The sequence below is a fragment of the Pilosibacter sp. NGB245 genome, from assembly GCF_057397225.1.
The window spans coordinates 293,365-318,710 of sequence record NZ_CM171584.1; the positions used below are offsets into that span (position 1 = coordinate 293,365).

The window sequence follows — 25,346 nt, forward strand, 5'->3', positions numbered from 1 at the left end:
TGTCGCTTCGTTTACGATATAAATTTGTTGGTTTTGGACTTGATAAAATCAGCAGTAAATCATTTCCTGTCTGATGATTTCTTCGGCTCGGTTACGGATAGAGTTCATGGACTGTACCCACAATATCTGATTGTCTGCTTTCATGGTTTCGGTCACACCCTCGGCTTGTTTCATCTGCTCAATGATAAGGCTGCACCTTTCCGTTGCCTGTTCGTTCAGGTCAGCAAGGTAAGTATGCAGTTCGCCGGATAAACAGAGGGCAGAGAACCTTGCAGGGTGGTACTGCTCTAAATATGTCCTGTGCAGTCTGCCCCACATACCGATAGGGCGGTGTTCCTCCGGCAGCTTCAAGTCCGGCACATAGTAATCGCCCACAAGAACATAGTCCAGACCGTTGCTTTCGTCATGGATTCGTGGTTTCAATTCTGTCATGCTATTTTTTCTCCTTTCACTTTTTGCCGATTTGATTTGCTTGTGGCGTTCTGTTCAGCACACAGCTTGCTATCAGAATTATTTTCTTCTGCTATACGCTCATGCTCCGCAAATTTTTTTGATTTCTCACGAATCTTTTTCATATACTTACGATTGGATTCTCGTTTTCTGCGAAGTCGATCTGCTTCTTTTTCAGCAGCAATCCTTTCTTCCTCTGTTGGTTCATGCTGCTCCACAGGTACTTGAAATTGCCCGACATAGTTAAGATATATCTCCACCTCTGTGGTGCGGTCTGCACCTTTTCCCTGTGGCTCGTGAACCAGTATTTTATCTATAAATTCATTTATCATGGCAGGAGTAAGCTCTGTAATGTTCTCATACTTTTTAACCAGCTTTAGAAAACGCTCCACATTATTTTGACCGCCTATAATTCGTTGCATATCAGCGGTGTCAGTCTCAATAATCTTGTTTAGCTCGTTCTGCTCATTTTCATAATCAGTAAGCATACTCTGAAAAAGCCTGTCCGGCAATCTTCCAATTACGTTATCTTCATAGATTTTCCTGATAAGCATATCCAGTTCGTGAACTCGCTTCTGATTTCTTTCAATGCGTTTTTTTACAGTTTCAGAAACAGCAATATCTTTCATCGCCGATTCTTCTTGCAGAGAATAGACAAACTCCTGCTCATTCAAAGAAACATAATGGCAAGTCTCTTGTATGGTTTTCAGAATGATGCTTTTAAGTGCTTTTGTTGAAATATGGTGGCAAGTACAATGCCGGTCATACTTCTGATAAGCAAGATTATATGTGGAACATTCATAACAATCTGCCGGATTGGAATAACTTGTCCTTTTTTCGCCTTTGGCAGTATAGTATATTCTTTCTCGCCCTTTCCGCTGCCTGTGATTATACATCGGCGCACCACAATCAGCACAGTAAATCTTTCCGGTCAGAACATTAGGCTCGCCCATAGGATCTGCTTTTCTTACATTCTGTCTTAACTTTTGAGCAAGCAGCCATGTTTCTTCATCGACAATAGGCTCTTGTGTATCATCAAAAACCACCCAATCTTCCTTATCTGCCCTTTTCGTCTTTTTGTCCTTATAGGAATTTTTGAATGTCCTGAAATTGACAGTCTTTCCGATATACTCTGGTCGGGCAATCAGAGTAGTAACCTGATTTCCTCGCCACATATACGGATTTTCTTTGTCATAGTTGCTTGCATGATTTCCAAGTCCCTTTTTGCCAAGATAATAAGATGGTCTTTCAATTTTTTCTTCTGAAAGTTCTCTTGCTATCTGATAAGGTCCTTTTCCCTCAATAGTCATGCGATAAATTCTGCGGACTACTTCAGCAGCTTCTTCATCAATAATCCAATGGTCGGGGTTTTCGGGGTCTTTCAAATAGCCGTATGGTGGGATATTACTTGTATGAGCGTTGCCGGAAGAACCTCTGGATTTCAGTACAGCTTTAATTTTCTTACTTGTGTCCCTGACAAACCACTCATTCATGATATTCAGAAAAGGGGCAAACTCACTGGTTTCTTGACGGTCACTGTCAATACCATTATTGATTGCTATAAATCGAACTTCCTTTTCTCTAAACAGAATGTCAGTGAAAAAACCTACTTGCAGATGATCTCTGCCGATTCTGGACATATCTTTGCAGATACAGGCAGTGATTTCTCCGTTTTTAACACCTTCAACAAGTCTGTTCCATGAAGGTCTGTCAAAGGTCGCTCCACTCCAACCATCATCGGTAAAATGAACAAGATTCGTAAAACCATGTTTCATAGCATAATCTTCAAGCATTTGCTTTTGATGAACTATACTGTTACTCTCTCCAGCATTATCATCATCACGAGACAGTCTTTCATACAAAGCAGTAATGCCATTGCTTTTATCTTTTTTTCTTCTCATGCTGAACTCCTTTCTTCAATTCCTATCCACTCCTTACGCTCACAAAATATCACATCTGTGAACTGTTTAAGGTAGTAGTCGCTGTTCTCATCACCAATCTCAAGGTAAGCATTAGAATCAGTATCTTTTGCTACCCAACCAGTAAGCATACGTCCTCTGTTATCGAAGATATATGTCTGACCATTGATGTTTGTACCTTTCTTAGTCTGAGCTTTACCAGAGGACTTGAAGTAGTACCAGTAATCATCAGCATCAGCGTTGTCATCGTCGACATCTGGCTCTGTGGTCTTAATCCAAGCTTTCTCTAAGCGAGCACCTGTCTCATCACAGTAATATGTCTTATCTGAATCGAAGTCGTTAGCTTCATCAACGTTGCCTTCGCCGTCTTTATCATAAGTTACCCAGCCTGTGAGCATCTTACCTTCGCCATCGAAGTAGTATGTTTTATTTTTGTAAGTGATCTTCTTGTCATGAGCCATCTTACCGTTGGACTGGAAGTAGAACCATTCCTCATCAGCACTGTCATCATCGATCGGAGTTGTTAATCTCCAGTCGTTTGTGATCTTTGCACCGCTGCTGTTTACGAAATACTTGTCAGCGCCGTCCTCAACCCACTGGGAACGAACAAGCTGTCCATCATCACCTACGTAATATTCTTTTCCATTGCTGGAGCAGAATGTGTTCTCGTATGCGTCACCGTTCTTGTCGTAGCAATACCACTCGCCATCAACCATCATCCAGGTTCCCTTTGCTGCTGCGAAGGAAGTGATGGAAGCGCCTAATGCTAACAGAGCTGCTGCGGATACTACTGCAGCAATTTTAGTCTGCTTTCTCATAATTAATGCACTCTCCTTTTGTTTTTTTGAAACGCTTTTTGAAATTCCTAATTGCATTACGAAGCCATTATACTTCCGATAAGTAAAATTATCGCAAGTTACGGGAATGGGGATAAGAAGTACGGAAAGCAATGATTAGTAATGAAAACTTTAAGGAAAAGGGAAAAGAAAAATCGGAGAAAGTACAAAAGAAACGGCATTTCCTGGAGAAATTCGGCTGAAAATAAGCGGACTTAAGAATAAATTCATGAAAAGGAAACAATTTCCCTATTCGGCGAGTTGCGCGAAAAGTAGAAGGATGTTATAATAAAATAGATTTTTTATGATGTGCGAAAGGAAGTATTTTCATGGCGAATAGGATAAAGAAACAGGAAGATACAAAGAGCAGCTATCAGGATAATGTTGCGCTGATTATGGGTGTGTTCACACTGGCGGTGCTTTGCCTGCTCCCGCTAGTGTTCCGGGATTATTATTTTAATATTCTGGAAACAAAGTATCAGTTTTATTCGATCATCGCAATTGCGGCGCTCGTGGTGATGGGTGGATATGGACTTGCAAGCGGAAAAATGCTCGAATGGTTTTCAAAGTTTGACTTTAAGACCTGGAGAAAGAGTATGAGCGTTGGAGACTGGGCGATGATAGCGTTCTGGCTTTGCAACGTGATTTCCTGGCTTCTCTGCAAAGACTGGAAATGGGAGGCGTTCTGGGGGACATCCGGAAGATATAATGGTGTATTTCTTATGACCATTTATATGGCAGTATATTTCCTTGTTACCCGTTTCTTTAAATTGAAACAGTGGTATCTGGATGCGTTCCTTGCTGTGGGGATTTTCGTCTGCGTATTTGGCATCACAGATTATTTTCAGATGGATGTGCTTGGATTTAAGGTAAATATGGTGGATGCGCAGAAAGCACTGTATACATCCACATTTGGAAACATCAATACATACACCATTTATGTGGCTGCCCTTATGGCAATATCCATGATACTGTTTACACAGGAGAAAAATCAGAAGAGAATGCTCTGGTACTATGGAAATATGGTTCTGACCAGTTTTGCGCTGATCATGGGTACGAGTGATAACGCGTATTTGTCCTTAGCGGCAATTTTCGGTTTCTCTCCACTGTGGCTTTTTAAGACAAAGACTGGTCTTAGAAGATATGTGATTTCGCTTGCAACATTTTTCACTGTTGTTTTGTGCATCAACCAGATCAATATTGCCTATGCTGACAGTGTGCTCGGTATAGACAGTGCGTTTGGTCTGATCGCCAGATTGAGCGTTCTTCCGGTTATTATTGTTCTTCTTTGGATCGCAGCAGCTGTTTTGACTGTGATGGCATCCAAAGACTCGAGAAAGAGACCGGCGGATCGAAAAGAAGAACTCAATAAGACATTTGTATATGTTTGGATCGGAATTATTGCGGTGGTATGCCTGGCTGTTATCTATGTTTTATATGACGCGAATGCAGCAGGACATGCGGATAAATACGGCGCAATCAGTTCATATGTTGTTTTCAATGATGATTGGGGTACACAGCGTGGTTATGTCTGGAAACGTGCGGTAGATCTCTTTGCGAATAAACTGAATTTGCTTCAGAAACTTTTCGGATATGGACCGGATACATTTGCTTTGCTGATGCAGTATTATTTCCCGGCAAGTCAGGATAATGGTACTCTGGTAATCTATGATAGTGCCCATAATGAGTATCTGCATTATCTTGTTACGATTGGTGCGGCGGGAATGATTTCCTATATCATATTTATGGTTTCATCCGTTGCGGCGATGGCAAAGCGCATGAAAGAGGAGCCATTAGCGGCAGCGATTATGCTTGTAGTATTAGCATATATGACACAGGCAATCGTAAATATCAATCTTCCGATTGCGATGCCGATTATTCTTCAGCTCCTTGCAATAGGTGTGGGAAGAACAAAAAAGGCCTGAGGAAAGAGTATTATGAGGGATTATACCCAGTATAAGCGAATTATTAAATGCCTGTCATCGGCAGTTATTGTAGCATTGGAAGCAGGGATATATGGTTTTGTCTGGACGATGCACTATAATAAAATTATCGTAGCTCCATTCTGGCGTCGCGGTAACTGGCTGATGATCGCTATTTATATGATTCTCCTGCTGTTCTTTGAGCAGACGTATGGGGGATTTAAGGTTGGTTTTTATAAAAAATGGAATGTAATTTATTCACAGATCCTTTCCCTGTTTATCGTGAATGTGATTACATACTTTCAGATCGCATTGCTTGACAAGAAATTTCATACCCCGTCGATCATGGGCGGGGTATTTCTTGCGCAGGTAGTCGTTGCAGTAATTTGGGCGTTTGGGTTTCAGTTTATCTACAGTCGCCTGTTTCCACAGAGAAGAATGCTGCTGGTCTACGGAGAACGGCCAATTTTTCATCTGATGCAGAAGATCAGCACCCGAGAGGATAAATATCAGATCTGCAATATTATTCACTATGGTGAGGGACTTGATGCAATTATGGATCTGATCCATAATTACGACGCAATGATCATCGGAGATATCCCGGCGCATGAACGAAATCAGCTTTTGAAAATGTGCTTTGGGCAGGGAATCCGCACCTATACGGTACCCAAAATCTCTGACATTATCAATCGCAGTTCAGATAACCTGAACCTGTTTGATACACCGCTGCTGCTTTCCAGAAATGAGGGTCTGAAGATCGAGCAGCTTTTCTGCAAACGTTTTCTCGATATTGTATGTTCAGCAATTGGATTGATTTTAACATCTCCATTTTTCCTTGTAATCGCAATGATGATCAAGGCAACTGATCGCGGTCCGGTATTCTACAAACAGGTGCGTCTGACAAAAGATCGCAAAGAGTTTATGATCTATAAATTCCGCACGATGATTCAGGACGCAGAGAAAGATGGACATGCCAGACTGGCGGCGAATGACGATGACCGAATCCTGCCGGTTGGAAAATTCCTTCGCGCGACCCGCCTGGATGAGCTTCCGCAGCTGATTAATATTTTAAAAGGCGAGATGTCGTTAGTTGGACCGCGTCCGGAACGTCCGGAGCTTGCAGCGGAGATCGAGAAAGAACTTCCGGAGTTCGCGTACCGTCTCAAGGTAAAATCTGGACTTACCGGATATGCGCAGATCTATGGAAAATACAATACGACTGCGTATGATAAACTGAAACTTGATCTTACTTATATTAGAAACTATTCGTTTTTCCTGGATCTGAAGCTGATGATCATGACACCGAAAATTATGCTGATGAAGGAGAGCTCCGAGGGCGTAATCGAACATGACGCAAGTCTTCAGAGGCAGGAGATTGCAGCGGCAAAGATGAATATTAAAATCGATGACGCGGGGATAAGAAAATAAAATATAAAAACCGAAGAGATCGGTTGTACAGAGAAAGGAGCGCAGACATGCAGGCAGTAATCATGGCCGGAGGAAAAGGAACCAGACTTGCGGCGCTTACAAAGGATGAAATTCCGAAGCCGATGGTTCCGGTTGCGGAAAAGCCGCTGCTGTTGTGGCAGGTGGAGCGCCTGAAGGAAAATGGGATTACCGATATTATTATGGTAACGGGGCATCTCGGGAATAAAATCCGGGAATACTTTGAGGACGGAAGCCGGTTCGGCGTGACGATCCGGTATTTCGAGGAAAAAGAACCGCTGGGAACGGCGGGATCCTTTTATTACCTGAAGGATATGCTGCATGAAGATACCTTTATTATGATGTCCGGGGACTTGTTCTTTGATATTGATTTTGAGAGAATGATTCGGTTCCATCAGGAAAAAGGCGCTGCAGCAACATTATTTGTCCATCCGAACGGACATCCGTTTGATTCAGATCTTCTGGTCTTGGACAGCAATGACAGGATTACAAAGTTTGACTCCAAGCACAATATGCGGGATTACTGGTATGAGAACTGTGTGAACGCTGGAATCTTTGTATTTGACCGCCATATCTGCGATTACGTTCCGGAGCCGGTAAAACGGAATCTGGAAAATGATGTGATCAAGGGAATGATAGAGGCGGGAGAGCCGGTTTACGGATATCGGTCTCCGGAGTATGTAAAAGATGTCGGAACTGTTGAAAGGATCAATCAGACTCTGGCAGATATCGAGAGAGGCGTGATCAAGGGAAAATGCCTGCGGAATCAGCAGAAATGTATTTTTATGGATCGCGATGGCACCGTTAACCAGTACCGTGGACTTATCTATAAGGAAGAGGATCTGGATCTGGAAAGCTGTGCGGTGGAGGCGATTCGGAAGATCAACCAGTCAGGCCGCCTCGGAATCATCGTGACAAACCAGCCGGTGGTTGCGCGCGGACTCTGCGAAGTAGAGGATGTCAGAGAAATTCACAGAAAACTGGAGACGCTACTTGGACGTGAGGGCGTTTATCTGGACGATATCCTGTTCTGCCCGCACCATCCAGACAAAGGATATCCGGAGGAAAATCCGGCATATAAGATTCCATGTGAGTGCAGAAAACCGAAAATTGGTATGCTGAAGACGGCGGCAGAGAAGTATCATATTGATCTGAAGGAATCCTGGATGATTGGGGATACAACGATCGATGTTCAGACTGGAATCAATGCAGGAATGCGTACAGCCCTTGTATTGACCGGAGAAGCTGGAAAGGACAAGAAATATGATGTGAAACCCGATCTCATCTGCAAGAACCTTTTGGAGGCAGTAGAGAAGATTCTGGAAACGGAATAAAGGCTAACTGATACAATCCAAGTCTGGATGCCTGCCGGGTAAGGCAGGGGACAAGCACAGGCTGGTACACGTAAGAAATGAGGATTTGCAAATGATTATTACACAAACTCCGTTCCGTATGTCATTTTTTGGCGGCGGCACGGATTTCCCGGATTTTTATAAAGAACATGGCGGCGCGGTCATTTCTACAACGTTTGACAAATATTGCTATGTGAATGTGCGCCATCTCCCGCGATTTTTTGATTATTCCACAGAGCTTTCCTATTCAAAGCTTGAGCGTGTGACAGATGTAAACGATATTGAGCATCCGGCGATCCGTGAGGCAATGAAGTATCTGGATATGCAGGAAATCCGCCTGACCTATGAGGCAGATCTTCCGGCGCGTTCCGGACTGGGAACCAGCAGCTCTTTTGCGGTTGGAATGTTAAACGCATTCTATGCATTAAAGGGAAAATATGCGGATAAGAAGAAACTTGCCGATGACGCAATTTATCTGGAGCGTGTGCTCTGCAACGAGAGCGGCGGTGTCCAGGATCAGATCGCAGCGTCCTTTGGAGGCCTGAACCGCATTAATTTCAACGCGGACGGCTATGAAGTAAATCCTGTTATTATTTCTCCGGAGAGAAAGGCACAGCTCAATCAGAACCTGATGCTGTTCTTTACAGGGTTCTCAAGATTCTCCTCCGATATTCAGCAGACGACGGAGAAAGCACTTGTAGACAAGCAGAAACAGCTCTTAGAGATGCTTTCCCTTGTAGATGATGCGGAGAAGGTCCTGACATCAAAAACGGATCTGAACGAGTTTGGAAGGCTCTTAGATTATACATGGAAGCTGAAACGGGGAATCTCCAGCCGGATCTCCACAGATTCCATCGATGGCCTCTATGCAAAAGGAATAGAAGCCGGTGCGCTCGGCGGAAAACTTCTCGGTGCCGGCGGCGGCGGATTCCTGTTATTCTACGTAGAGCCGGATAAGCAGGAGAGTGTGCATAAGGCGATGGAAGAACTTTTGTATGTGCCGTTTGAGTTTGAGAACAGCGGTACGAGAGTGATCCATTATACGCCGGAGACGTATGAGAAGAGATAAGCTGAAAAGCAAGAAATCCCAGTGGTTAGAAACTGCTGGGATTTTTTGATGGATTTACCTGCGAGGTTAACACAGATATTGACTAAAATCGAACATTATGTTAATATTAATTTACCTAAAAGGTAAACAATGAAAGAAGTGATGCATTGGAAATTTCGTATAAAACTAAAAAATTAGAGAAAATATGTACGAATGCCAAGGTTTCAGATAGAGCCTATGGATGTGAGATGTCAGAAAAGATACAAATGAGAATAGATGAAATTAAATCGGTAGATACAGTGGAAGAAATGATACAGTGTCATATTGGGCGGTGTCATACACTGAGAAATAACAGAAAAGGTCAATATGCAGTTGATTTAGTACATCCGTACCGGTTGGTCTTTGAAAAGCATGATAATAAAGTCCAGATAGCTCATATAATGGAGATTATAGATTATCATTAAGAATGGTAGAAGAATAGGAGGTAGCACTATGGTGAGAAGTCGCAGCTTTATTGCAACACCACCTGGAGCGACAATAAGGGAGCAGCTTAATGAACGTGGGATGAGTCAGAAAGAGTTTGCAGCTAGAATGGATATGTCTGAAAAACATATCAGCAGACTCATTAATGGAGAGGTACAATTGACTCCAGAAGTGGCTATTCGATTGGAAATGGTACTGGGAGTACCGGCAAAATTTTGGAACAACCTTGAGACAATTTATAGAGAGAAATTGCTTAAGGTAAAGCTTGAAAATTCTATGGATGCTGATGAAGCGTTAGCAAAACAGCTTCCATATAATGAAATGGCTAAATATGGATGGGTAGAAGAGACAAGAGATTCGAAAGAGAAAGTAATAAATCTCCGTAAATATTTTGAGGTAGTAGAACTTTCTCTATTGGAAAATGATCAAATAACAAGAATTGCATGCAGAAGGCTGGCAGTTACCGAAAAGAGTGACCTTGCACTGCTTGCATGGGCGCAGGAAGCCAAAATTGAGGCCCGCGGCATTGAAACAGATCCGATCAATATAAAACAGCTTACTAAGATTATTCCGGAAATAAGAGAAATGACGGTTTTGAAGCCAAATGTATTTTGTCATAGACTTAAAGAAATGTTGGCGTCCTGCGGAATCGCACTCGTTTTTTTACCGCATCTAAAGGGTCCTTTTTTACAGGGAGCGTCATTTATTGATGGCAATAAAATTGTATTAGGCCTTACAGCGAGAGGTAAAGACGCAGATAAGTTCTGGTTCAGCCTGTTTCACGAACTGGGACATATCATCCTTGGACATGTTGGACAGGCTGGCGGAACGACAGAGCAGGATGAGGAAAACGCGAATACCTGGTCTAAAAACAAATTGATTCCACCAGAAGAATTTCAGATATTCAAAAATCGGGAGATATTTACAAAAGCAAGCGTAGAAAATTTCGCCAGAAGCATTGGAATCGCCCCAGGAATTGTTGTTGGAAGACTTCAGAAGGAAGATTATATTTTGCATAGTATGCTTAATGAATTGAAAGAGCATTATATTATTGGCTGATTATAGAAGATCCCAGCAGTAAAGCACTGCTGGGATTAAAATTAAAATTCTTTTTTACACATATCAAGAGCAGATGCAATCACAGCATCCATATCATAATACTTGTATTCACCCAGACGTCCGCCAAAGACCACATTCTTTTCCTGTTTGGCAAGTCCTTTATATGCTGCGTAGAGCTTTCCGTTCTTCTCATCATTCACCGGATAATACGGTTCATCTCCAGGTTTCCATTCGGAGCTGTACTCACGGCTGATTACAGTCTTCGGAAGATCATTTCCATCATCATCTTTTCCAAACTCAAACCATTTGTGCTCAATGATTCTGGTCCATGGAGTCTCGGAATCTGTGTAGTTTACTGCCGCATTTCCCTGGAAGTTTGGTTTATCAAGGAGCTCTGTCTCGAAGCGGACAGAACGGTACTCAAGAGCGCCGAGCTTAAAATCAAAGTATGCGTCGATGGCACCGGTGTAAATGACTTTTGAGGCCATTGCATCAAATTCAGCCTTATTTGTCAGATAATCAACACCGAGCTTCACTTCAATTCCCTTTAACATATTCGCAACCATCTTTGTATAGCCGCCCATCGGAATTCCCTGATACAGCGCATTAAAATAGTTGTTGTCGAAAGTAAGGCGGACCGGAAGACGTTTAATAATAAAGGATGGAAGCTCAGAACAAGGTCTTCCCCACTGCTTTTCGGTATAACCTTTTACAAGCTTTTCATAGATATCCGTACCAACCAGGCTGATCGCCTGCTCTTCCAGGTTCTTCGGCTCTGTGATTCCAGCAGCCTTCTTCTGCTCCTCGATCTTCGATGCAGCCTCTTCCGGAGTCACAACGCCCCACATCTTATTGAAGGTGTACATATTAAACGGGAGAGAGTAGAGCTCCCCGTGGTAATTTGCTACTGGGGAGTTTGTAAAGCGGTTGAATTCCGCAAACTGGTTGACATATTCCCAGACTTTACGGTTGTTTGTATGGAAAATGTGGGCTCCGTACTTATGTACATGGATCCCTTCCATATCCTCTGTATACACGTTTCCGGCGATATTTGATCTCTTATCAATTACAAGTACAGATTTTCCGTGTTTCTTTGCCTCGTGGGCGAATACAGCACCGTAGAGTCCGGCACCGACAATAAGATAGTCATACATATTTAAACATTCTCCTTCATTCATTTTTTGATTTAGATATTGTGATACTTTGGAATTTAGACAAGCTATTACATATATAAATTCTTTCCATAAGTGCCCTGTTCGATTAAAGAACGAATTGCCGCAGCTACTGCAGGTTTATCCTCTTTGTATGTAACTCCAAACCATTTATCATTTGTCTCCAGAACCTTTACGCTGGCTTTATTCTCAGATAACAGCCTGTCAATAATCTTCGGAAGCAGATACTCGCTTTTCATACCATCATCCCCAAGCTGATCCAGAAATTCTGAAAAACCCGATTCCAGCATATCCAGAAATTTTGGTGGCAGTCCCCACATATTCATCGACACATGCATATCTTCATTGACAGAAACCGGCTGTTTTTCCTCATTGCAGGCTGTGAGAATCCCATTTTGTTTCTGGATCTCATAGGTCTCAGTGACACGCTGCAGATAACCATCCTGATCCACAGTACAGATACCGCGGGTAACACCGCCGTTTTCACTCAATGTATTTTTAAGAATAAATCCCGCCATGCAGATATCATAGAATGAACGGTCAGGCTCCATCTTGGTTGTCATATATTGGTAAAGTTTTTTGAATGCCTCTTTCCCATAATAATCGTCAGCGTTGATAACGATAAATGGATCTTTTATTACATTTTTTGCGCAGAGAACAGCTTGTCCGGTTCCCCATGGTTTTGTCCTTTCCCAGACATTTCTATGCCCGGCAGGAAGTTCATCCACAGACTGGTAAGCATATTCTACGGGAACGATCTTCTCGATCCGCTTTCCGATGATCTCTTTGAAATCTTTCTCGATGTCTTTGCGGATGATAAAAACAACTTTATTGCAGCCTGCCTCCAGCGCATCATGGATCGAGTAATCCATGATGATCTCACCATTTGGGCCAACCGGTTCCAACTGTTTAATCCCTCCGCCGAAACGGCTGCCGATTCCGGCGGCCATGATGACTAATGTGATGTTTTTCATGTTCAATTCCTTCCTAATATGCAACGAATGACGATATAACCATAAGAATTATTTACGCTTGAAAATAATCATCTTACTAAATATATAGTTTAAAACTACAACAAGAACATTTGACGCAATTTTAACGAAAAGGTCGTTCACCCCCAGGCAGTCCACAAATATAAACATGATAAGCAGATCACAGGCACCTGTGAATAATCTGCAGCCTGTAAATGATAAAAATTCCTGTAGAATTGCTTGCAGACAAAGACTTTTGCTCTTAAAAACCCACCATTTATTAGTTATATAAGCAAAAATCACGGAGATGATCCACGCCAGGCAGGTACTGAGAATAACCGATAAGGAAAGTATATGTGCGCTGATATAATATGTAATAATATTGACAGCTGTGGTACATACTCCGAAGAATAAATACAGGATCGGCTGCTGATATTTCTTAAATAACTGGTTCATGATTTATCCTCGATCTTACTACTGTACTCTTTAGATTCTGTTCGTTCGCTGATAATATATCTCGGTCGGTGTTTGACTTCCATGTATATTTTTCCAATATACTCGCCCAGAACACCAAGACACATCAGCTGAACACCTCCTAGCAGGCAGATGATACAGGTCATGCTGGACCATCCGGCAACTGAACGGTTCATGAAATGCATAATGACAGACCACACGATTCCAAGGAAACTGAATCCGGCAATAATCGTTCCAAGAGCAGTAATGATTCGGATAGGTTTAATACTGAGACTTGTAATTCCATCAAAAGCAAGTCCAAGCATTTTTGATAATGGATAGTGGCTTTCTCCAGCAATCCGCTCGTGCCGTTCGTAGTAAACACTAGTGCTCTTAAAGCCGACCAGCGGGAACATTCCACGCAGAAACAGGTTGACTTCTTTAAAGTTGGCAAATTCCTTTAAAACACGGCTGGAAACCAGGCGGTAATCTGCATGATTATATACAACCTCGGCACCCATCCAGTTTAAAAGTTTATAAAATCCTTCAGCCGTAAAGCGTTTGAAAAATGTATCAGTATCACGTTTACTGCGTACACCATATACGATCTCACATCCTTGAAGGTACTGATCAACCATTTCGTCCATCGCATTGATGTCATCCTGACCATCACAGTCAATAGAGATCGTAATATCGCATTTATCTTTCGCTTCCATCAAACCCGCAAGAACCGCGTTCTGATGTCCGCGATTACGGCTTTGTGAGATTCCAATAAAATGTTCATCCTGTTTTGCCAGTGAGCAGATAATTTCCCAGGTTTTATCCTTGCTGCCATCATTGACGAAAAGAATCCTACTGTTATTGGAAATTTTTCCAGACTCAATAAGTGAGTTTAATTTGCTTAAAAATAATTTTGATGTTATTGGAAGAACGGTTTCTTCGTTATAGCATGGGATAATAATGTATAATATATTCATTTCAATATACCGCCTTATTAATATTATTAGTATTATTATTCAATAATATTTCACATATTAAATAATCATCCATGTTCCTATATAAATTAATCTATCGAGAACTAGATTAATATTTAATTATTACTAAAGTATCTCCCTTAAATATCAACTGCTCATCTGGTACAAAGTCATTCCAATTATAGTCATGCGGGTTAAATTCTAACATAGAATTTACAAATGGTACTTTTTTATAATTTGTTTGATTATAAAAATTAATTGTATTTACATCTCCCCAATCAACACTAAATGCTTTTGTATTTGTATCATACTTAACATACTTAATTCCTGGATAACTATATGATGGTGATGCATCGAAAACTGTTGCAATTTTGGATATTGAAGTATTGCTCTCTGCTTCGTATTTTTTTATATTTTTCTCAATTTCTTCAGAATATTCTCTATCTAAATAATTAGTGATAAAATGGTTCACTCCTATTGAATGTATTAAAAAGACATTACATACCAGCAGAATCATCATAGTTATAAGCGTTATTATTCGATAACTCCAGGACGTAGATATCACGATTATAATGATAGATATCATTGAAAATACTGTCCAAAATCCTACCATGGTTCTTGGCGCAAACCATAATGTACTTGTGAATAAATGGGGAGTAAATACCATGCTATAGCAAATCCCAATACAACCTAAAATCAACAAGAATATGTTTATTGGATTATTAGTAAATTTACCAACAACTTGGCACAAACAAAGTGACAGTACTATAAGACCTACACCTAAGATAAATTGGATAAAAAAGCCATTTCCATCATATAACAATTGTAATTGTAATTGTATTATCTGTTTGATATTCTGTATTACGGTATAAAAAGACAAGTTAGCGGTTCTTGCTTCTATTTCTCGGGTAAAAATTTTTTGTAAAATCAACATTGCGCTACAGCTGAGAAATATAATACAAAACGTACATACAATTCGTTTGAATAATATTTTAGTATATTTTAAATCCTCATTTATTAACATATAGAGAATACAAAAAAAGCCGAAATAAGCGAATGCAGCCTGATAGCATAGCAATGAACAAAGCAATAGTACAGTTGCACTAACTGCATTAGGTATTCTTTGATTTAAACACCAAATTTTAATTTACTAATAAAAGCTTCGGCTATTTCTTTTAGAATTTCTCCATCACGAGCTAAAAAATAAAGATCAGATATGCCCTTTTTAATTGAAAGCTTTAATATCCAAAATACATAGGCGGATAAAATAGGTCCTACTACCACTGAACTAGTATTGTAAATAACAGTCTCATCTTCATATAGTATTTCAGCCATCTTCGAGGCCTGGAGCATACTCTGTGATGCTTCATAAAATGCAGAAAACTCACTTTTGCTTTTTAGTATTTTTATATACTTTGCTAATTTATTCATTCATCTTCCTAACAAATGTTTAAAAAATTTTCGCATTATCACTGATATATATATTAAATTAACATTTTTAGTTTTTATGATTCCATAATATATTTCAAATTCTATATTTACTTTATATTTTGTAAGAACCTCAATAGCCTCTTTAGTTTCTTCAAAAAGAAGGGTCTGTCTAATTATTTTGTTTCTTGCTGGATAGTCAAACTTTTGATTATAAGTTGCCTTTTCCCATGCTAAAAAACAACTACGCAAATACATTCCTGCCGCAACTTTTGAATCTAAGATCTGCCATTTTATATATTCATGTAGTCTAATTCTTTTATAAATCTCGCAATTGTAATTCAAAAGATTTTCATTCCATCTATTTGTCAGTCTTGCAATATTATGACAAATATAATGATACCCTGATAATTCCAAAAACAAGATGGATTCTGCCGTTGTTAAGGCTTGGATGTTGTATGGAACATCTTCTCCATAACGTATATTCTCATCGAATCGAATATTATTTTCTATTAGCTTTTTTCTTTTATAAATTTTATTCCATACATGAATATAAACATTATAGAAATATAGTTTCTGACTTTCCGCTCTGATTTCATCAGCGGATTGCAAAAAATGTCTGTCCCATCTGGTTTTTGTGATATGATTATTTCTTCTGTCATGTATAAATTCACGTGTAAAACCTGTAACAATAAAATCTGCTTGCTCTTTTTCTGCTTCACTCACAAGCTGTTCATAATAGTCTCTTTCTACATAATCATCCGCATCCAAATACACAACATATGTTCCACGGGCAATAGAAAAGCCAGTATTTCTGGCCGCACTTAAGCCCAAATTATCCTGGCTAATATAATGAATTCGATTTTCTTTACGACAATATTCCTTGCAAATTTTTTCTGACATATCCGTGGATCCATCATTTACAAGAATAAGCTCCCAGGAGTGTAGCGTAGATTTAAGAACACTTTCTATAGCCTGCGTTAAAAAATTTTCTCCGTTATATATAGGGAGTATAATGCTTAACTTTGGACAATCCATATAGTACTTACCTTCCATTTGAAATGCTTCCGATAATCAAGGTTATACCAACCACAAGCAAAAATCCTTGAAAATCACCGGGATTCCGGCATGAAATCTACAAAACTGGGAAATATTTTAAGGAAATGTTATAGATTAAAAGTTGCCTTATTTAGGCAAAGATGTTATACTAGCAGAAGCTAGTTGGTATAACCTTGATTATAGGAAGAGAAAGATACCAGGGCTTACGGAGGGTATGTGATGATTAAGGTCCTACACTTTGTTTCAGTCCCGGCGAGATGGAGCGGGGTCATGAGTGTCATCATGAATTATTATCGGCATTTAGACCGGTCGCGGTCCAGTTCGATTTTCTCGACTTCATTCATCCAGTGAAGGATTCTTATGAGGTGGAAATCAAAACACTGGGAGGACGGGTCTTTTTTATGTCTAATCCATGGCGAGGAATGGAAGCATAGAACAAATAGAGAAATTTTTACAGGAAATTAGATGATGGAAAAAATATTGACGGTAGTCGTACCGACTTACAACGCGGAAAAATATCTTCGTGATAACCTGGAGTCCTTTGTGATCCCGGAAGTGCTGCAGGATATTGAGATTCTTATTATTAATGACGGATCTACAGATCAATCTTTAATTATCGCTGAAGAGTACGCCAAACGTTATCCGGAAAGCTATCGAGTGATTACTAAAGAAAATGGGGGGCATGGGTCGGGAATCAATTGCGGAATTGAACATGCGCAGGGCACCTATTTTAAAGTTGTCGATGCGGATGACTGGGTAGAAAAAGATGCATTTATCAGTCTGGTAAAAACGTTAAAGATGAAAAATGCGGATATCGTACATTCTGGATTTTTGTGGGCTTACGATTGCGGAGAAACAGATAAAACGAAATTTCAGACTAAGGCTGAGATCACAACACCTTTTAGGGAAGTGGAATATCAGAAAGTATACCGGTTTGACGACATTGCGGACCGGCTGTATATGAAAATGCATAATATGACAATCCGAACGGAGATCCTTCGGGCAAATCAGATATGGATCGATGAACATTGCTATTATGTAGATACAGAGTATATTACCTATCCGATTCCTTTTGTTGAGACGATCTGTTTTATAGATGAGTTTGTCTACTATTATCGTCTTGGGAGAGAAGGACAGAGTGTCGGTCTTGATAAGATGCAGAAAAATGAGCGGAACTATGATAAAGTCATCAATTCTCTGCTGAAATTTTATAAAAAACTGGGTCGGGAGATCACATGCTCTGATGAGAAGAAAAATTACATAGCAGGGATTATCGCAAGGGTAATTGCTGGAAAAATAAAGATTATGCTCAGCTTTCCAGCGTCCAGACAAAAGAAAAAAGAACTGGTTCAGTTTGAACGAAAGATCCGATGTGAGTATCCGGAAATCTATTCGCGTAATAAAAATAAGGCATTATCGTTACTGCGCATGAGCGGATATCTTTTGTATTACCCGGCCAGCAAAATGGTCAGACAAATGTATTGATAAAAGTCATGAGACAAAGCAACTTCTTATAAAGTTGGAAAGCTGCAATGAAACAAGATGGAGGAGCGATGATTCAGTTACAAAGCATTTTGTTCCCAAGCAGCAATGTATGCCAGGTGGAGGAATTATATTTTCATCGGTATGATCAGGCGCAAAAAGGGGAACGAATTGATTTTGATGGATATTTTAATCTCTTTTATATAGAAAAAAGGAAAAAATATACAAGAATCGAAGATTTAAGCCTGCAATTAACTCTTTACGGATATAAGGAACTGATTCTGGTTCATGATGGAACTGATATAAAAACATTCCCTTTATCACCGAAAGAAAAGCAGAGTTATTCTGTTGAATTTCCCTATAAGGAAGTGAACAGCGGTGCTTTCTGGTTTGCGTTAGTCAGAGATTCATCGGTTAAGGATTCCTATGTGTCTGGTTCTTATATTACGCAAAAAACATGGAATCCTGTTTATATAGGAATTGATATCTGTACGTTCCGACGGGAAGCTTATGTTCAGAGAAATCTTCAGCAGCTAAAAGAACGTATTCTGGACAATCATACGCTGGAAGTATCAGAACATGTGGCGGTATATGTGATTGACAATGGAAAAACGTTGGACAGCATTGAAAGTATACAAGAAATCCAGAAAACGTCCAGTGGAAAAATTCGTATTTTTGAGAATAAGAATGCCGGAGGAGCTGGCGGATTTACCAGGGGGATGATTGAAGTCCTTCAGGCACGGAAACGCGGGGAAACCCCATTTACACATGTCCTTTTAATGGATGATGATGCTGTTGTAGAACCGGACGCTTTAGTACGGATCTATGGCTTTTTGGCAACAGTCCGTGAGGAGTGGAAGAATATAACACTCGGCGGTACGATGATGCGGGAAGATTTCCCATATATGTTGTTCTGCGCGGGAGAATGGTGGGAAAATGGATCAATTGTGCGCCCGGACATGAATCTGGATGTTCGGAATAGAGCAACAGCTACAAGCAAATATTTAACAGGAACAGGACGTGAGAATGAACTCTATTCCGGATGGTGGTGCTGCTGTTATTCACTGGCGACTGTCAGGGAAGACAATCTGCCTATTCCGTTTTTTATCCACTGTGATGATATTGAATTTGGAATAAGAAATAAGGAACAGGGAATCGTGTTTCTTAATGGTGTGGGAGTATGGCACAAGGGATTTGAACTCCTTTTTTCGGGCTCTAATATATATTATGATACACGAAATAATCTAATACAAATAGCACTTCATCAGGAGAGCGGGAAAAAACGATGTGCCGTGAAATACTACTTGAAAATGTTGACGGCAGCGATGTTCAGAATACGATATAAAGATGCAGAACTGATCTTTCGCGGACTTCAGGATTTCCTTAAAGGACCGGAATGGCTTCATGCACAGGAACCAGAACTTCTGAATAATGAAATACGCGGGCTCACTTATCAGATGAAGCAACTGGAAGATTGGAAATCTGAATTGACAGACGAGGAAATGTCCGCTATTCGACAGCAGATCACTACATGGACAGAGCATTTTTCGCTGGAAGAAATCATTAAAAAGAATGCAGAAAAGAAGAAGGCAACGCTGGTCCATTATCTTACATTGAATGGCTGGCTGCTTCCTGCTGATGCGGATAAGATTACATTGATTTTATCAATGGATTCCCCGTTTGCAGCGTTCCGTAAGAGAAAAATCGCATGTTATGAACCGGCAAGTGGACGACTTTTTCTGACAAAAAAGAGTTATAAAAAATTAGTCTGGTTATTTACCGTTTATTGGAGATCATTTTGGATGATTCTCTTTCAATTGGGACCTGCGATGCGGGATTATAAGGAGCATATACAGAAAATAACGAACCAGAAGGCTTGGGAACAATATCTGAGAGAAATATAGGGAAATGTTCTTTGCCTGAATGATATAGCGGATTCATATATTCGCGTTTGAGAGGAGTTATGAAAAAACATAATGGATAAATTTATGAGAAGACTGGCTGTATTTCAACATTACAGACCTTTGCTATCGCAGCTTGTCGTGAAAGATATTAAATTAAAGTACCGAAGAAGTTTTCTTGGGTATCTGTGGAGCATTCTGAACCCATTGATGATTATGGGAATCATGGTGCTGGTATTTTCAAGTATGTTTCGGTTTGACATACAAAATTATCCGGTATATCTCATCATCGGACAGACTATTTTTAACTTTGTATCTGAAGCAACAAATCAGGCAATGTGGTCGATTACCGGAAATGCAGCATTGATGAAGAAAACATATGTACCGAAATATATTTTTACTTTATCAAGAGTAACCAGTTCGTTCGTAAATATGATTTTTGCATTAGGAGCAATGCTTCTTGTATTTATTATCTGCAGAATCCATTTCAGTCTGAATATGCTTTTTATTCCGGTTATTTTAATTCAGGTATATATTTTTTCAATGGGACTTGGATTATTTCTGGCGGCCGGAACCGTGTTTTTTAGAGACATTCAGTATATCTATAGTGCGTTCCTGACCGCATGGATGTATGTGACGCCGATCTTTTATCCGATCAGTCAGCTGCCGGAAAATCTGCAGAGATGTATTAAGCATTTTAATCCGCTGTACGCATATATCACACAGTTCCGTACAATTGTACTTGAGAGCATGTGTCCGGATATGAGATTAGTTGTATATGGATTTGTTGTTGCTTTTCTTATGATGGGATTTGGTACACTGGTATTCATGAAGAGCCAGGATCGCTTTATTCTGTATATTTAATCGAATGAGGGTAGAAAAATGGAAAATGAATATGCAGTGCGTGTGGAGCATGCCGTAGTACGATTTAATATGGCATCGGAACGGATTGACAATTTAAAAGAATATTTTGTAAAGCTGCTGCGCAGAGAATTAATGTTTAAAGAGTTCTTTGCACTGAAAGATGTGAGCTTTGAGGTCAAAAAAGGCGAAGCCTGGGGAATTATCGGAACAAATGGTTCCGGAAAATCAACATTGTTGAAATTAATATGCGGTATTTTAAAGCCGTATAAGGGAACCGTGACGATCAATGGAACGATAGCTCCGCTAATTGAACTCGGTGCTGGATTCGATGGTGATTTGACGGCAAGAGAAAATATTTTCTTAAATGGAGCTGTTCTTGGATATGATAAAAAATTCATGGAACAACACTTTGACGAGATTGTGGATTTCGCGGAATTATGGGATTTTCTTGACATGCCGATAAAGAATTACTCTTCCGGTATGGCGGCCAGATTGGGATTCGCTATCGCAACGATCGTAAGACCGGATATATTGATTTGTGATGAGGTTTTGTCAGTAGGAGATTATGCGTTTCAAAAGAAATGTGAACGAAGAATGGCTGAAATGCGGGAAAGCGGAACAACACTTTTATATGTGTCGCATTCTATAGAATCGGTTAAAGAGATCTGTGACCATGCATTATGGTTAGACAAAGGCATTGTAAAGAAGTATGGAGATGTTGATACAGTAGCTGAGGCGTACATCGAAAAATTAAAACAAAAAGAAAAGAAATAATAGAAGTATAAAGAGGGAAAAATGATTATTCAAAATGTATTATGGCCAAAGGCAGACGTTTGCACACAGGAAGAAATGTATTTTCGAAAAAATAAGTTTGCTACACGCGTAAACCAGACTTTTGTACTGGATAAACATGGGAAAATAAGTTCGGATACATATTTCAATAGTGTATCGGCTGATAAATGGAAAAAGTACACAGATGTATCAGCCATCAGCTTGACATTAAAAATCAAAGGACAGTGTTACGTCCGGCTATATTATAAGAAAAAAATACATGACAAGATTTATGAAAAATGTGTATTTGAACAAGTGTATCAGATGGACGATATATCAGAAATTGCTTTAGAGTTCCCGGCCGGTGAAGGAATGGCATATTTTTTAGTAGAGGCGTTGGAAGATGCGTGCGTATTCTATGGAGGATATTATTCAACTGATTTAAAAGAAGAATACACTTCTCCTGTAAAAATAGGAATTGGCATTTGTACTTTCAAGAGAGAAAGCTTTATTGAGCATAATTTGCATATATTAAATAAATATATATTAAATAATCCATCATCTGAATTATATGGTCATTTGGAAATATTTATTTCTGATAATGGAAAAACATTAGATATAAATAAATTATCTAGTGATCACATTCATATTGTGCAGAACAAAAATACAGGAGGAGCAGGTGGATTTACCCGTGATCTGATTGAAATTCTTGATGCAAATAATGCAGGAATGGAAATTACACATGTTTTGTTAATGGATGATGATATTATTATTGATCCGGAATCATTATTGAAAACATATAGAATTTTATCTGTATTAAAAGAAAAATTTAAGGATTCATTTATCGGTGGAGCAATGTTGAGAAATGATGCTCAAAATATACAGGTGGAATCGGGAGCATCATGGAATGCCGGAAAACTTATTTCCCTGAAATCTGGACTTGATATGAACTCATGTGATGCTTGTCTGTACAATGAGATCGAAGAATATAGAGAGTATAACGCATGGTGGTACTGCTGCTTTCCTGTTAAGGTAGTTTCAGAGACTAATCTTCCGATGCCAATATTTATAAGAGGAGATGATCTGGAGTATGGATTGAGAAATATGAAGAATCTTATTTTGATGAATGGAATTTGTGTATGGCACGAACCATTTGAAAATAAATATTCTTCATTTTTATCATATTATATTTTAAGAAATCAGTTTATTGATAATGCGCTTCATTTTCCTGAGTACAATAAACGCGATGCAAAAAAACAATTAATGTTAAGTGTTGTCCGGGAGGTTTTCCATTACAGATACAAAAATGTTGATTTATTATTGCGCGGTGTGAAAGATTATCTTGCGGGAATTGATTGGCTTATTAACTCAGATGGTGAAAGTTTACATAGAGAAATCATGGCTGCCGGATATAAGGCTATACCAATAGATGAAGTGGATATGTCTTTTTCATATCCGAATTATGAACGTAGTTGTCAGGAAAACGATTCAAAGCTACATAGAATTTTGAGACTAGTCACATTTAATGGATATTTGCTTCCAACAAAGCGTGATAATATTGCACCTATGGCGAGTATTCGACCGTTTAATGCATATCGTGTAAAGCGCATTCTTAACTATGATGTAGCTTCTCAGAAAGGTTTTATCACTGAACGTAATACCAAGTTAGCAGTTAAAAATATACTTGCAACATTTGCGGTAATGTGGGAGATGGACAGAAAATATGAGAAGATAACCAGGGAATATCGACAGCGTTGTGGGGAAGTACAGAAATTGGAATTTTGGAAGAAATATTTGAATATTTAGTAATAGAATATATGTATGAGTGATACTTTTTTAATCATAAACTATCAATGAGCAAATTTGAAAACTGTACAATTAAATCAATGATGTACGAACAATGCAGAAATTAAAAAGTTCAATGCTTTCGTCATGTACACAAATAGCTGTAGATTTTGTACACTTTTCGACATTTGATTATTGATAACTAATAAATATAAGAAAACACTGTATATATTGAAAAATATTATAAAACATCAGTTTATTTCATTGTAATATGAATTGTGAGAACTGTGGAGGATGATATAGTGATATGGATGGAAAAAGTATTTGATAAGAAACGTCAAATCAACATTTTTTTTGAAAATTTAATATGGTGGATTGCAATGCCTTTTTTTTCAATCATTTCCTTTTTGACTTTTTTCTTCACAACAGAGTTGGCAGATGGATATAAAGGCGCCTATGATGTGAAATTTTCTCCTCTAATAGTCATTGTGTTAATACTGATTACTGTGGTAGTGATTTTTCTCTTTTGCTACGGCAAGGAAAATGAACTGAAGCGAAGCAATATTGTTAAGACAGTTTTTTTTATAGGATTATTTGAATCAATGCTATGGATTTTTATTGCGGATGTAGGTCCAGCCTTTGACTCACTTGATTTGGTGTATGCTACAGAAGCACTTCGAGGTAGTACGGATGGACTCGCAATCTGCAAATGGGAATATGCTAATTACCTCTCTAGATTCCCATTTCAAACAAGTATTGTTTGTTTACTGTATTTATGTATGTCAATCGCTGGTGAAAATTATATAATATTTTATGAAATCATAAATTGTTTTGCATGTGCGTTTGCAATGGCAGGAATAGTAATACTTACAGGTGAGATATCCGACAATACGATGAGCATTGCACTCTCTGGATTAATGACAATACTTTTTTTCCCAATGGTATTATATTGTACATTTATATATGGAAATATTATTGCGTTACCCTTTTTGATTTATAGTTTCTATTGGCAGAAGAAAGCCTTAAGTGGAGAAAAAAATGTATGGTGCTGTCTTGCTATATCAATTGGTTTGATGGGAATTTCCATTTTTATTAAGTCGACGATGATTATAGGAGCTCTAGCAGAATGTTGCGTTTACTTATTTCAGATACTACAAGGCGTAAATAAGAAAAAGTTTCTAATCTATATATTATGTATGGTGTGTACATTAAAAGCGAGTACATTGTTTTCAGCACCAGTTAATTCATTTATAGAAAAGAAAGTGAATATTGATTTAGATGAGGGCGTGCCAAGTATTGCATGGATTACCATGGGCTTAGGAGGTGGAAAAGAATATCAGGCGGATATGGAAAATGATGATATTTTGGCAACAGATATAAAAAATGCCGGATACTATGATGGGTTTGTATGGGCCTTGTCAAGTGAGGAGTATTCTAGGAAAGCCATGAAATCTATTTCGATAAAGTATTTGCTTCGGAGAATTCAACACTTTGTGAGTGATCCAGATTTGATGCTCAGGTATATCGCAGAGAAGTTTGCAATTGAATGGACAAATCCGGATTTTGAGTCTTTTCTTGCTAGTAATTGGGATTATTTGCAGGTTAATGGATATAATCAAGCCAAACGATCAATGACAAAGCTTACAGCAAGTTTTTATTATGGAACGGTACATGATGTGTTATTTAATATGATGGATATTATGCAAACATTATTGTCGATGGGGACTTTATGGTGGCTTATATTTAATAATAAAGGAAAAATTGCACGATGTGTAGAACTTATAGTTGTGCTTGGCTATGCGGCTGTATTTCTTTTGTGGGAGAATAAAACTCAGTATATGTTTCCTGCATATTTATTGATGATTCCAATGGCGAGTAACGGCTGGAGACTTATGTGTTGTTTGATAATTGATTTAGGTACAAAGGTTAGATAATGTTGTTAAAATAAAGAAGTTTATATGTATATGAAGG

At 39.0% G+C, this 25,346-nt stretch carries 21 protein-coding genes; 11 read left to right on the forward strand and 10 right to left on the reverse strand.

Annotated elements, in window-relative coordinates:
* Positions 1-48: 48 nt before the first annotated feature.
* From ACXMYH_RS01310 to ACXMYH_RS01320, 3 genes are read right to left on the reverse strand one after another with little or no spacing between them, the layout of a single operon-like run.
* Positions 49-432 (reverse strand): TnpV protein, encoded by a 384-nt coding sequence (locus ACXMYH_RS01310; RefSeq protein ID WP_007488505.1) that lies wholly within the window; start codon positions 430-432, stop codon positions 49-51.
* Positions 429-2,351: a DUF4368 domain-containing protein gene (locus ACXMYH_RS01315; protein WP_349096748.1), complete on the reverse strand. Its 1,923-nt coding sequence runs from the start codon at positions 2,349-2,351 to the stop codon at positions 429-431. The genes ACXMYH_RS01310 and ACXMYH_RS01315 overlap by 4 nt, the downstream gene beginning before the upstream one ends.
* Positions 2,348-3,187, reverse strand: coding sequence for an N-acetylmuramoyl-L-alanine amidase family protein (locus ACXMYH_RS01320; RefSeq protein ID WP_486555354.1), 840 nt, complete (start codon positions 3,185-3,187; stop codon positions 2,348-2,350). The genes ACXMYH_RS01315 and ACXMYH_RS01320 overlap by 4 nt, the downstream gene beginning before the upstream one ends.
* A gap of 347 nt (positions 3,188-3,534) precedes the next feature.
* Here ACXMYH_RS01320 and ACXMYH_RS01325 point away from each other — a divergent pair, with 347 nt between their 5' ends.
* The 5 genes from ACXMYH_RS01325 to ACXMYH_RS01345 all read left to right on the forward strand — a co-directional run bounded on the left by ACXMYH_RS01325 (position 3,535) and on the right by ACXMYH_RS01345 (position 10,515).
* Positions 3,535-5,130, forward strand: a complete 1,596-nt coding sequence (locus ACXMYH_RS01325; RefSeq protein ID WP_486555355.1) for an O-antigen ligase family protein — start codon at positions 3,535-3,537, stop codon at positions 5,128-5,130.
* 12 nt (positions 5,131-5,142) lie between these two features.
* Complete coding sequence (locus tag ACXMYH_RS01330; protein ID WP_486555356.1) at positions 5,143-6,555, forward strand: sugar transferase; 1,413 nt, start codon at positions 5,143-5,145, stop codon at positions 6,553-6,555.
* 47 nt (positions 6,556-6,602) lie between these two features.
* Positions 6,603-7,907 carry an HAD-IIIA family hydrolase gene (locus ACXMYH_RS01335; RefSeq protein WP_486555357.1) on the forward strand — a complete coding sequence of 435 codons (1,305 nt, stop codon included), beginning with the start codon at positions 6,603-6,605 and terminating at the stop codon, positions 7,905-7,907.
* 91 nt (positions 7,908-7,998) lie between these two features.
* The gene (locus ACXMYH_RS01340; protein WP_486555358.1) at positions 7,999-8,994 is read left to right on the forward strand and encodes a GHMP family kinase ATP-binding protein; all 996 of its coding nucleotides are present in this window, start codon (positions 7,999-8,001) and stop codon (positions 8,992-8,994) included.
* 471 nt (positions 8,995-9,465) lie between these two features.
* Positions 9,466-10,515, forward strand: coding sequence for a HigA family addiction module antitoxin (locus tag ACXMYH_RS01345; RefSeq protein WP_486555359.1), 1,050 nt, complete (start codon positions 9,466-9,468; stop codon positions 10,513-10,515).
* Between the two features lie 41 nt (positions 10,516-10,556).
* Here the strand turns inward: ACXMYH_RS01345 and glf are convergent, their stop codons facing one another.
* The 7 genes from glf to ACXMYH_RS01380 form a co-directional block, all read right to left on the reverse strand.
* Entirely contained in the window at positions 10,557-11,669 is a 1,113-nt protein-coding gene (gene glf / locus ACXMYH_RS01350) for a UDP-galactopyranose mutase (RefSeq protein WP_486555360.1), read from the reverse strand.
* A 68-nt stretch (positions 11,670-11,737) separates the two neighbouring features.
* A complete protein-coding gene (locus ACXMYH_RS01355) occupies positions 11,738-12,661 on the reverse strand; it encodes a nucleotidyltransferase family protein (RefSeq protein ID WP_486555361.1) in 924 nt (307 codons plus the stop codon).
* A gap of 48 nt (positions 12,662-12,709) precedes the next feature.
* Positions 12,710-13,114, reverse strand: coding sequence for a GtrA family protein (locus tag ACXMYH_RS01360; protein ID WP_486555362.1), 405 nt, complete (start codon positions 13,112-13,114; stop codon positions 12,710-12,712).
* Positions 13,111-14,088 (reverse strand): glycosyltransferase family 2 protein, encoded by a 978-nt coding sequence (locus ACXMYH_RS01365; RefSeq protein WP_486555363.1) that lies wholly within the window; start codon positions 14,086-14,088, stop codon positions 13,111-13,113. The genes ACXMYH_RS01360 and ACXMYH_RS01365 overlap by 4 nt, the downstream gene beginning before the upstream one ends.
* 106 nt (positions 14,089-14,194) lie before the next feature.
* Positions 14,195-15,019 (reverse strand): hypothetical protein, encoded by an 825-nt coding sequence (locus ACXMYH_RS01370; RefSeq protein ID WP_486555364.1) that lies wholly within the window; start codon positions 15,017-15,019, stop codon positions 14,195-14,197.
* Between the two features lie 194 nt (positions 15,020-15,213).
* Entirely contained in the window at positions 15,214-15,516 is a 303-nt protein-coding gene (locus ACXMYH_RS01375; RefSeq protein ID WP_486555365.1) for a hypothetical protein, read from the reverse strand.
* Complete coding sequence (locus ACXMYH_RS01380) at positions 15,517-16,569, reverse strand: glycosyltransferase (RefSeq protein ID WP_486555366.1); 1,053 nt, start codon at positions 16,567-16,569, stop codon at positions 15,517-15,519.
* 471 nt (positions 16,570-17,040) lie between these two features.
* Here ACXMYH_RS01380 and ACXMYH_RS01385 point away from each other — a divergent pair, with 471 nt between their 5' ends.
* The 6 genes from ACXMYH_RS01385 to ACXMYH_RS01410 all read left to right on the forward strand — a co-directional run bounded on the left by ACXMYH_RS01385 (position 17,041) and on the right by ACXMYH_RS01410 (position 25,309).
* Entirely contained in the window at positions 17,041-18,057 is a 1,017-nt protein-coding gene (locus ACXMYH_RS01385) for a glycosyltransferase family 2 protein (protein WP_486555845.1), read from the forward strand.
* A gap of 47 nt (positions 18,058-18,104) precedes the next feature.
* Positions 18,105-19,958: a glycosyltransferase family 2 protein gene (locus ACXMYH_RS01390; protein WP_486555367.1), complete on the forward strand. Its 1,854-nt coding sequence runs from the start codon at positions 18,105-18,107 to the stop codon at positions 19,956-19,958.
* A 72-nt stretch (positions 19,959-20,030) separates the two neighbouring features.
* Positions 20,031-20,819, forward strand: a complete 789-nt coding sequence (locus ACXMYH_RS01395) for an ABC transporter permease (RefSeq protein WP_486555368.1) — start codon at positions 20,031-20,033, stop codon at positions 20,817-20,819.
* Between the two features lie 18 nt (positions 20,820-20,837).
* Entirely contained in the window at positions 20,838-21,593 is a 756-nt protein-coding gene (locus ACXMYH_RS01400) for an ABC transporter ATP-binding protein (RefSeq protein WP_486555369.1), read from the forward strand.
* 21 nt (positions 21,594-21,614) lie between these two features.
* Entirely contained in the window at positions 21,615-23,396 is a 1,782-nt protein-coding gene (locus ACXMYH_RS01405) for a glycosyltransferase family 2 protein (protein WP_486555370.1), read from the forward strand.
* A 290-nt stretch (positions 23,397-23,686) separates the two neighbouring features.
* Entirely contained in the window at positions 23,687-25,309 is a 1,623-nt protein-coding gene (locus ACXMYH_RS01410; RefSeq protein WP_486555371.1) for a hypothetical protein, read from the forward strand.
* Positions 25,310-25,346: the final 37 nt, after the last annotated feature.